This window comes from Peribacillus psychrosaccharolyticus ATCC 23296 (assembly GCF_000305495.1).
Classification (GTDB): Bacteria; Bacillota; Bacilli; order Bacillales; family DSM-1321; genus Peribacillus; species Peribacillus psychrosaccharolyticus.
Genome location: NZ_AJTN02000205.1, coordinates 67,426 through 76,481 on the forward strand (window position 1 = coordinate 67,426; position 9,056 = coordinate 76,481).

At 38.3% G+C, this 9,056-nt stretch carries 10 protein-coding genes; 9 read left to right on the plus strand and 1 reads right to left on the minus strand.

Annotated elements, in window-relative coordinates:
• The first annotated feature begins 65 nt into the window (after positions 1-65).
• Positions 66-185 (plus strand): DUF4023 family protein, encoded by a 120-nt coding sequence (locus WYK_RS23995; protein WP_081704892.1) that lies wholly within the window; start codon positions 66-68, stop codon positions 183-185.
• 56 nt (positions 186-241) lie between these two features.
• Here the strand turns inward: WYK_RS23995 and WYK_RS14180 are convergent, their stop codons facing one another.
• The gene (locus WYK_RS14180; protein ID WP_040375127.1) at positions 242-442 is read right to left on the minus strand and encodes a cold-shock protein; all 201 of its coding nucleotides are present in this window, start codon (positions 440-442) and stop codon (positions 242-244) included.
• Between the two features lie 264 nt (positions 443-706).
• Here WYK_RS14180 and WYK_RS14185 point away from each other — a divergent pair, with 264 nt between their 5' ends.
• The 8 genes from WYK_RS14185 to WYK_RS14220 all read left to right on the plus strand — a co-directional run.
• Positions 707-1,093, plus strand: coding sequence for a sporulation protein (locus tag WYK_RS14185; protein WP_051387524.1), 387 nt, complete (start codon positions 707-709; stop codon positions 1,091-1,093).
• 103 nt (positions 1,094-1,196) lie between these two features.
• A complete protein-coding gene (locus tag WYK_RS14190) occupies positions 1,197-2,324 on the plus strand; it encodes a serine hydrolase (protein WP_051387525.1) in 1,128 nt (375 codons plus the stop codon).
• Between the two features lie 163 nt (positions 2,325-2,487).
• A complete protein-coding gene (locus WYK_RS14195; RefSeq protein WP_040375128.1) occupies positions 2,488-2,826 on the plus strand; it encodes a metal-sensitive transcriptional regulator in 339 nt (112 codons plus the stop codon).
• 16 nt (positions 2,827-2,842) lie between these two features.
• The gene (gene copZ, locus WYK_RS14200) at positions 2,843-3,049 is read left to right on the plus strand and encodes a copper chaperone CopZ (protein ID WP_040375129.1); all 207 of its coding nucleotides are present in this window, start codon (positions 2,843-2,845) and stop codon (positions 3,047-3,049) included.
• Positions 3,050-3,105: 56 nt separating this feature from the next.
• The gene (locus tag WYK_RS14205; protein WP_040375130.1) at positions 3,106-5,517 is read left to right on the plus strand and encodes a heavy metal translocating P-type ATPase; all 2,412 of its coding nucleotides are present in this window, start codon (positions 3,106-3,108) and stop codon (positions 5,515-5,517) included.
• A gap of 146 nt (positions 5,518-5,663) precedes the next feature.
• Positions 5,664-6,416: a vWA domain-containing protein gene (locus WYK_RS14210; RefSeq protein WP_051387527.1), complete on the plus strand. Its 753-nt coding sequence runs from the start codon at positions 5,664-5,666 to the stop codon at positions 6,414-6,416.
• Positions 6,417-6,612: 196 nt separating this feature from the next.
• Positions 6,613-7,920, plus strand: a complete 1,308-nt coding sequence (locus tag WYK_RS14215) for a sensor histidine kinase (protein WP_040375131.1) — start codon at positions 6,613-6,615, stop codon at positions 7,918-7,920.
• Between the two features lie 386 nt (positions 7,921-8,306).
• A partial coding sequence (locus WYK_RS14220; protein WP_040375132.1) for a collagen-like triple helix repeat-containing protein occupies positions 8,307-9,056 on the plus strand: 750 nt, incomplete at its 3' end.

Genomic DNA, 9,056 nt, shown 5'->3' on the forward strand with positions numbered 1-9,056 from the left:
CTAAGTTTGTATGGTTTAAAGTGTGAATGGTTAAAGTAAGACCATTCACTAAAGGAGGGGTAAGGATGGATAGTACGAATGAGTTTGTCAAGAAAGTCGTGGAACAGCAGCAAAAACAGAAAAAGAATCAAAAACGTCAAGGAAAAGGTCATCCGGAATTTAAACTTCCCAATAAACAGCATTAACTAAAGCAAGAAAAAGAAAAACAGACTCTCAAACGAGAGTCTGTTTTTTTTATGAATTAGGCTTTTTGTACGTTAGTAGCCTGTGGGCCTCGTTGGCCTTGTTCAACTTCGAAGGTTACTTCTTCGCCTTCTTCAAGCGATTTGTATCCTTCACTTTGAATAGCAGAGAAGTGTACAAATACATCGTCGCCATCTTCCCGCTCAATGAATCCAAAGCCTTTTTCACTGTTAAACCATTTTACTTTACCACGTTCCATTATTGTTGCCTCCTAGCACTTGTGTAAATCGCAATTGTAGTTGCGTATATATTATTACCGGAAGCAGATTTTTTTAAACCTGTTCGATCAGATTTTATTTTCAATGTGAAAAGCTGCCGCAAGATAAATCTTTGTTGACTTTCTTAATTCCACATACTAGAATATGCTTATCCAACAGTATATGACTTATAAGAAAACATTTGTAATGAAGGGTTTTACCTGTACTGCTTCCATGCAGACAGTAATAATGGAGGTTCATTTTACTTGTTAACAAAATGTATGAATTTTTTAAAAATCGGCTCGGCCTCGATTGATTTGGTACTTCATGAAACTGAATTTTTACCTGGTGCAAATGTAAAAGGGTGTTTTTATCTTAAGGGCGGCTGGGTGAAACAAAAAATAAAACGGTTAGAATGCGATTTAATTGTTAAAAACAATGAAACCAATCAAGAGACAATGGTGGAAGCAGCCACTACGATCTTAATGTCTAAAGTTATTGATCCCAATTCTATGTGTGAATTCCCATTCTCTTACAAACTGCCGATAGAGCTTCACCATTCAGATGTGTTGAGCTATCGCTTTCACACTCGATTGATTTTCACAAATGAAGTGAAACAAAATGATCATGATGAGATTAAAATCGTACGCTGACGTACTACGAATAAAATCAAACGAAGGCCTATATAGCCTTCTTTTTTTATGTAAAACCTGGAAAAGTAAGTGTTTCAATATAGAATAAAAGGGGTGGAGGCAGGTGGTCATAGCAATTGGGGTTATTGTGGTTATGATTATGTCTATGTTCACAGTAGCAATCATCATAATCCGAAAGCAGTCTAAAAAGACAGAGCCAGAGTATTTTCATACATATATGCATCAACCGGGAACCAATTTTTCTTTCTCATTAAAACAGAATGGAAACGAAGAATGTTCGGTACATAATCATCAAAAAATGCCGCTCGCAAGCACAGTAAAATTACTAATTGCGATAGAATTTGCTCGTCAGGTTTCCGAGGGACTATTGGACAAGAATGAACAAATCTCGTTGACTGAGCTTGATTTATTTTACATTCCGGGTACGGATGGAGAGGCACATCCCGAATGGCTGAGTCAAATAAGACAACAACAACTTATTCATAATAGCCATGTCAACCTAATTGAAGTAGCAAAAGGGATGATGGCATTCAGTTCTAATGCGAATACAGAGTATTTATTGCGCAGGCTGGGACTTGATGCGATTAATCAGCAGCTAACCTTGTTAAATCTTCGAGAACATGATGACTTGTACCATTTTTGTACCGCAGTCATGATTCCAGCTTATTTAGGAGAACAATACGAAAACGAACAGGTTTTAGACAAGCTGACGAAGATGTCTCAAGATGAGTATGTGTTACTTGCTGGGCAACTTACGACCGAACTAGCTGATGGTAAGCTACAGGAGTTGAAACAAAAGGTTATGCCTATGTCAGAAAATCTGCAGAGAATATGGTCGGACCGTCTTCCAGGTGGAACGACGGCGGACTATCTTCACTTGCTGGAACTCATCAATCAAAAAACAGTTCTTCCTAAAAACATGCAGGATATTTTGGATGAAATAGTAGAAACAGCCATGACTAACCCGCGTAATCAAACGTGGTTGAAGCATGCAGGCTTTAAGGGCGGATCAACAAAATGGGTATTTACGCTGGCTGCTTACTTTACAGATCATCACCACAATACAACCGAGCTTGTTTTCTTTGCCAATGATTTGGAACCACTGCAGTTGATGAAACTACAAGAAAATGCAAATGAATTTATGGTGAAGATCGTGAAGGATAAGGAATTTTTAAAAACATGTGCAAAAGTAAATCGGGGGTTTGTAGTACCGTTAAATAAAGCCGAGTAATCTTGGTCAGACTGTCAGGTACTACCGACAGTCTTTTTTTTTTGCTGCAAAGCAATAAAAGCCAACCATATTATGAACGAGTATAGGGCAGATTAGGTAATAAGATATATCGGTTTACATAGGGTAGGGGGGTATGCTACTATATGAATAAGGGGTGAGTGAAATGGATTTAGAGATGCTGTCATCGGACGATAGTGCTTGCTGTACTACGGATGATGAAACTAGGAAAAGTCATCATTCCGAGAAAACAAAAAAGGATTTAATTACCCGTCTTAATCGAGTAGAAGGTCAAATCCGAGGTATAAAAGGATTAATTGAGAAAGATACGTACTGTGACGATGTGATTAATCAAATTGCATCAACACAGGCAGCCCTCAATGGGGTGGCAAAGCTCTTACTTGACCGGCATATGAGAAGCTGTGTCGTAGATCGAATCAATGAAGGCGACTTAGATGTTGTCGATGAAGTACTAATTACGATTCAAAAATTAATGAAAAAATAAAGGAGAAGTGAAGAGAATGGAAAACGTAACTTTGAATGTATCTGGGATGTCTTGTGGGCATTGTGTAAAAGCTGTAGAAGAAAACGTAGGAAAGCTTAATGGAGTGAATTCAGTCAAAGTTGACTTAGAAACAAGTAAAGTCGAGGTTGCTTTTGAATCTGAAAAATTGAGTCTTGATACAATAAAAGAGACAATTGATGATCAAGGATATGAAGTTAAGTAAGTAAAGGGGACGCATGTCGTCCTTTTTTAATTAGTTAAGAAAGAAGTGTGGGAATCATGGCTGATTCATTAAAGGAAGCAACTATGCAAATAAAAGGCATGACCTGTGCAGCCTGTTCAGCAAGAATTGAGAAAGGATTAAACAAAATGCCAGGTGTGGAAGAAGCAAATGTTAATCTAGCTCTCGAAAGATCAACGATTCATTATGATTCCAGCCAAATAAGTACTGGAGAGCTAGAACAAAAGATACTTGATCTCGGTTATGAGGTGGTTAAGGAGAAGCGTGACTTCGCCATTACCGGCATGACCTGTGCAGCTTGTTCAGCACGAATAGAAAAGGTACTCAACAAAATGGAAGGAGTATCATTTGCTGGAGTCAACCTGGCTATTGAAAAAGCAACGGTTGAATATAATCCAGCTCAGACATCAGCGAAAGAGATTGTTCAACGTATTGAAAAGATTGGCTACGGTGCGATTATTGATGATGCCAAAGAGGCAGGTGACTATCGCCAAAAGGAAATTCAAAAACAAACGACCAAATTAATAGTATCTGCGGTACTGTCTTTTCCATTATTATGGGCGATGGTGAGCCATTTCTCCTTCACCTCTTTTATTTATCTGCCGGACTTTTTAATGAATCCATTTGTGCAAATGGCTCTGGCTACACCTGTTCAATTTCTAATTGGCTGGCAGTTTTACATGGGCGCATACAAGGCATTACGGAATAAAAGTGCCAATATGGATGTATTAGTCGTTCTCGGAACTTCATCTGCTTATTTTTATAGTGTCTATCAAGCAATTATCTATCAAAATAGTCACCATTCAGCACAATTATATTTTGAAACGAGTGCCGTGTTAATTACGTTAATTATTCTTGGTAAATTATTCGAAGCAAAAGCAAAAGGACGCTCTTCAGAAGCCATTAAGAAACTCATGAATTTACAGGCTAAAACAGCAGTAGTTATCAAAGACGGCAAAGAAATCGAAGTTTTATTAGAAAACGTCATCAAAGACGATATTCTTGTAGTTAAACCAGGAGAAAAGATTCCTGTGGATGGAATTGTTCTTGAAGGAAATTCGGCTGTAGATGAATCTATGTTAACTGGAGAAAGCATACCAGTTGATAAAATAATCGGCGATGAAGTAATCGGGTCAACGGTTAATAAGAATGGTTTCATAAAAGTACGCGCTGCAAAAATTGGCCGCGAAACAGCTCTTGCACAGATTATTAAAGTGGTAGAAGAAGCGCAAGGCTCGAAAGCACCTATTCAACGACTTGCAGATAAAATATCTGGCATTTTCGTACCTGTAGTTGTTGGTATCGCTCTTGTAACATTCTTGATATGGTTTCTTTTAGTCCATCCGGGAGAGTTTACAGACGCCTTGGAAGCCATGATTGCTGTCCTAGTAATTGCTTGTCCCTGTGCACTTGGCTTGGCTACACCCACTTCTATTATGGCAGGTTCAGGACGGGCAGCAGAATTTGGTATACTATTTAAAGGCGGCGAACATCTAGAAACCACGCATCATATTGATACGGTCATCGTGGATAAAACAGGAACGGTGACAAACGGTAAACCAGAATTAACGGATGTAATCATCGAAGGACCCTGGAAAGAAACAGAATTCCTATCTTTTGTGGGGACGGCCGAGAAACAATCCGAACATCCACTAGCAAAAGCGATTGTCCAGGGGATTCAATCAAAAGATGTGGACTTACAAATAGTTGCTGATTTTGAAGCACTGCCTGGCTATGGTGTTCGGGCGTTAATCGATCAAAAGGTAGTATTAATCGGTACCCGGAAACTGATGGTAGAAAATAAGATTGAAACCGGAACAGCTGGTATTACAATGGAAACGCTAGAAAACGGCGGGAAAACAGCGATGCTGGTCAGCATTGATGGTCATTATGCCGGACTAATTGCTGTCGCCGATACGTTGAAAAGTACTTCAAAGGATGCTATTGTCCGCTTAAAATCAATGAATATAGACGTGATTATGATTACAGGTGACAACAAGCGTACCGCGGAGGCGATTGCAAAAGATGTGGGGATCGACCATGTGATTGCCGAAGTCCTTCCCGAAGGAAAGGCAGAAGAAGTCACGAAACTTCAGCAAGCTGGTAAGAGAGTAGCGATGGTTGGAGACGGAATCAATGATGCACCCGCGCTGGCATCTGCTGATATTGGTATGGCTATTGGGACAGGAACGGATATTGCAATGGAAGCAGCTGATATTACGCTTATCAGTGGCGATTTAAATAGTATTGCGGATGCAATTTTAATGAGCAGGGAAACAATGAAGAATATTAAGCAAAACCTTTTCTGGGCATTTGCCTATAATGTAATAGGCATACCAATTGCTGCGATAGGTCTGCTTGCCCCATGGGTAGCAGGGGCTGCAATGGCATTTAGTTCCGTATCGGTTGTATTGAATGCCCTGCGCCTGCAGAAAATCAAGTTAAAATAAGCACCATCTGAAGCGAAGCAATTCGCTTCTTCTTATATTTGGCATCACAAATGGTATTCAATATATCGAGTACTTAAAAAGCCTTATCTTTTTATGGGTGCATTTAGTGGTAGAAATAATGATGTAGGAAATCATGAGGGGTTAATATGTCAACAATCGATTTACAAAAGAAAAATGTGCGAATTGTTTTAGAAAAGAAACAATTAACTAAAGTAAAGGCCAGAGTGGGTTTAGTACTTGATTTAACAGGTTCAATGAGAAAAATGTATAATAACGGAACGGTTCAAGAGGTGGTAGAGAGGATTCTTGCCATTGCCTCCCAATTCGATGATGACGGTATACTGGATGTTTGGGTTTACGATAATGAATATACCCGGTTAGATTCAGTAGATGAAAAGGATCTCAGTGGATATGTAGATAGAAAAATACTCAACAATGATTCTATACATAAATTCGGACGAAACGATGAAGTACCTGTAATGAAGGATGTAATGAAGAAATATATAGCAGAAGATCCAAGTGTTGATCCGGCTTATATCGTTTTTATTAATGATGGTGGAGTAAAGAAGACGATTAAACCAATTATTGAAGGTGCCTCTAATCAACCGATTTTTTGGCAATTCGTAGGGATTGGGAACGGAAACTTTGATTTTCTTAAGCAGTTAGATAAAATGGAAGGTCGTTATGTAGATAATGCCAACTTTATTCAAATTGAAAATATCAGCACGATCCCTGATAAACAGTTATATGAGTTACTATTAAATGAATTTCCCATCTGGCTAAAGGAAGCAACTAAAAAGGGCATCCTAAATAAACAGAATAAGCCTGTCAAGCAAGTTCAACCTGAAGTTCTCAATATCTGGCAAAAACTTAAAAAAATATTTTCATCTAATCATTAAGATTAGTAGACACTTGCAGACATCACACAAGTGATTTGGCGTTTAAAAGGACTTGAAACGATGCTTTTTCTGTTTTTTTCATCAGTATTCCTTATAAAAGGCTGTATCCTGACTTGTTAACTCGGAATTGATTGTTCTATAAACATAAATATAGTAAACTATATTTATGTTTGTGAAAAACGAGGTAAAAGTCTTTATGAAAAATAAAAAATTAAAATCGATTATCGTTCTATCTGTTCTAATCATGCTCTTATTTATGAGTCTTAATGTCTACATATCTTACATAGGAATAAAAGAATCTGCAAAAAAGGCTATCGCAAATCAAAATATAGAAATAGCAGAGACATTAGCCCGTTCATTAGATGTAGAAACTTATAAGATCTTTTTGGAAAATCCAGAAAAAAATAAGGAATACCAAATGATCAAAACCTTTTTAGAAGATGCTAGAAAAACAACTGGAGCTCTACATGTGTATACGCTAAAGATTGATAATCCAAAAATATCAAAAGCTATGATTGCTGCGATCCCGAGTGAATTAGAAGCAATCCCGATTAGTGTTGAATGCACAGTACCTGAAGAACAAGTTTCTCTTGCCTATCAAGGACAAAGTTTTGCCACAGATATAATTTCTGATGCTGTTTATGGTGAGTACCTTACTGTCGGGGTACCAATTAATGATCAGACAGAGGTAATAGGCTATTTAGCCATAGATGTTGGTATTGATGTTATTAATGATATAAGTGAAAAAGTTCTGAAGAGCAGTATGTCAAATCTATTTATTAACGGCTTACTTGTCATTCTTGTATTAGTTTTCTTTTTTTTACTCAACAAATGGTACCAAATGGTGCTGCACAAGGAAATTGTCGAAACAGAAGTTACCTATCATTCAGAAATTCAGTCACTGCTTGCGTCCGTTCAATCTCTTCGACATGATGTATCTAACCATATTCAAGTTGTTCACGGGTTATTAAAACTTCAAGAACATGATAAAGCTTTGAATTATTTAACCGCTTTGTCAGAAGATATACATTCCATTGAATCTGTTAAGCTGCAAGTGAAAAATCCTGGGTTAGCAGTCCTCTTGGAAACAAAGAGATTAACAGCTCAAAACAACAATATTGATATAGCCATTGACCTATCCGATGATGAATTCGATCAAATGAAAACAACCGATCTAATAAAATTATTATCTAACGTTATTGATAACGCTATAGAAGCATCATGTGAAATACCAGAGAAAGACCGTCGAATTACAATTTGCTGTAAGAAGAATCCAGACAATTATGGATTTGTAGTGAAGAATACTGGATCCAAGATTGAAAGCATCAATCAAGAAGAACTGATTAAAAGCGGCTACTCCACAAAAAAAATGGTACCTGGGAAAGTAAGAGGTCAGGGATTATTTATTGTTAATGAAATTGTCAATAGATACAATGGTGAACTAGCTATACAATCCAATGATATTGAAACAACCGTTACTATGGTCATACTCTGTAGAAAATAATGTTGAATATGAGTGGTAAAAAAAACTTGAAGATTTCTATTTTTAAGTTTTTTTTCCGCTATTTTAAATGTAACTAGTACTATTGAAAGCCAGGATTTAGTCATGATAAATACAACCTATTTAATCAATCTCCGAGCAAATCCTCACTTTTCATTCTCACTAATTCTTTATTAAGAGCGAACATACTTTAATAGTTAAATAAATTGAGTAAGATATCCCTTAACGTGAAATGAGTTAAGTGGTATATACGATTAATTGGATTTTTATAAAAACCCGTGGCATAAGCTTATACCTTTTTAAACACCATGAATAAATTACAGATAGAACAAGTCTTGATAACTTGTATTACACCAAGATTGTTCAATAATTATTAAAGGAGAAAGTGAATGTCTAATCCAAATATACCGAATATTTCACCCATTATATCAATCACAAGGGATGATGTGATTAATCTGCTCTTAGCCTCCATTGCGATGGAAGAGCTAGGACTGGCTCACATTATTAATGCTGAAGGGGAAAAAATTCAATATGCACTTGGTACTTTGCCTGGTTTGACCTCGCCAGCAACATTAGCAGAAATTTTACAAGTCAATTCAAGTGTTCAAGATACTCTCTCAATGGCTATACAAAAAGAACTACTATTAGATAGCAAACTAAAACAAGTAACTTCAATTACGACGTCGATTGGTCCAACAGGACCAACTGGAGCGACCGGAGCCACGGGAGGTACACCAGGATTGACGGGAGCCACGGGAGCCACCGGAGATCCAGGAGCGACCGGAGCAACTGGGGAAGCAGGAGCGACAGGAGTTACAGGAGCAACTGGGGAAGCAGGAGCAACTGGAGCCACAGGAGATCCAGGAGCGACCGGAGCAACTGGGGAAGCAGGAGCAACTGGAGTCACAGGAGCAACCGGAGAAGCAGGAGCAACTGGAATCACCGGAGCAACTGGGGAAGCAGGAGCAACTGGAGTCACAGGAGCAACCGGAGAAGCAGGAGCAACAGGAGTAACGGGAGCCACCGGAGAAGCAGGAGCAACTGGAGTTACAGGAGCGACTGGGGAAGCAGGAGCAACAGGAGTAACCGGAGCAACTGGGGAAGCAGGAGCAACTGGAGTCACCGGAGCGACTGGGGAA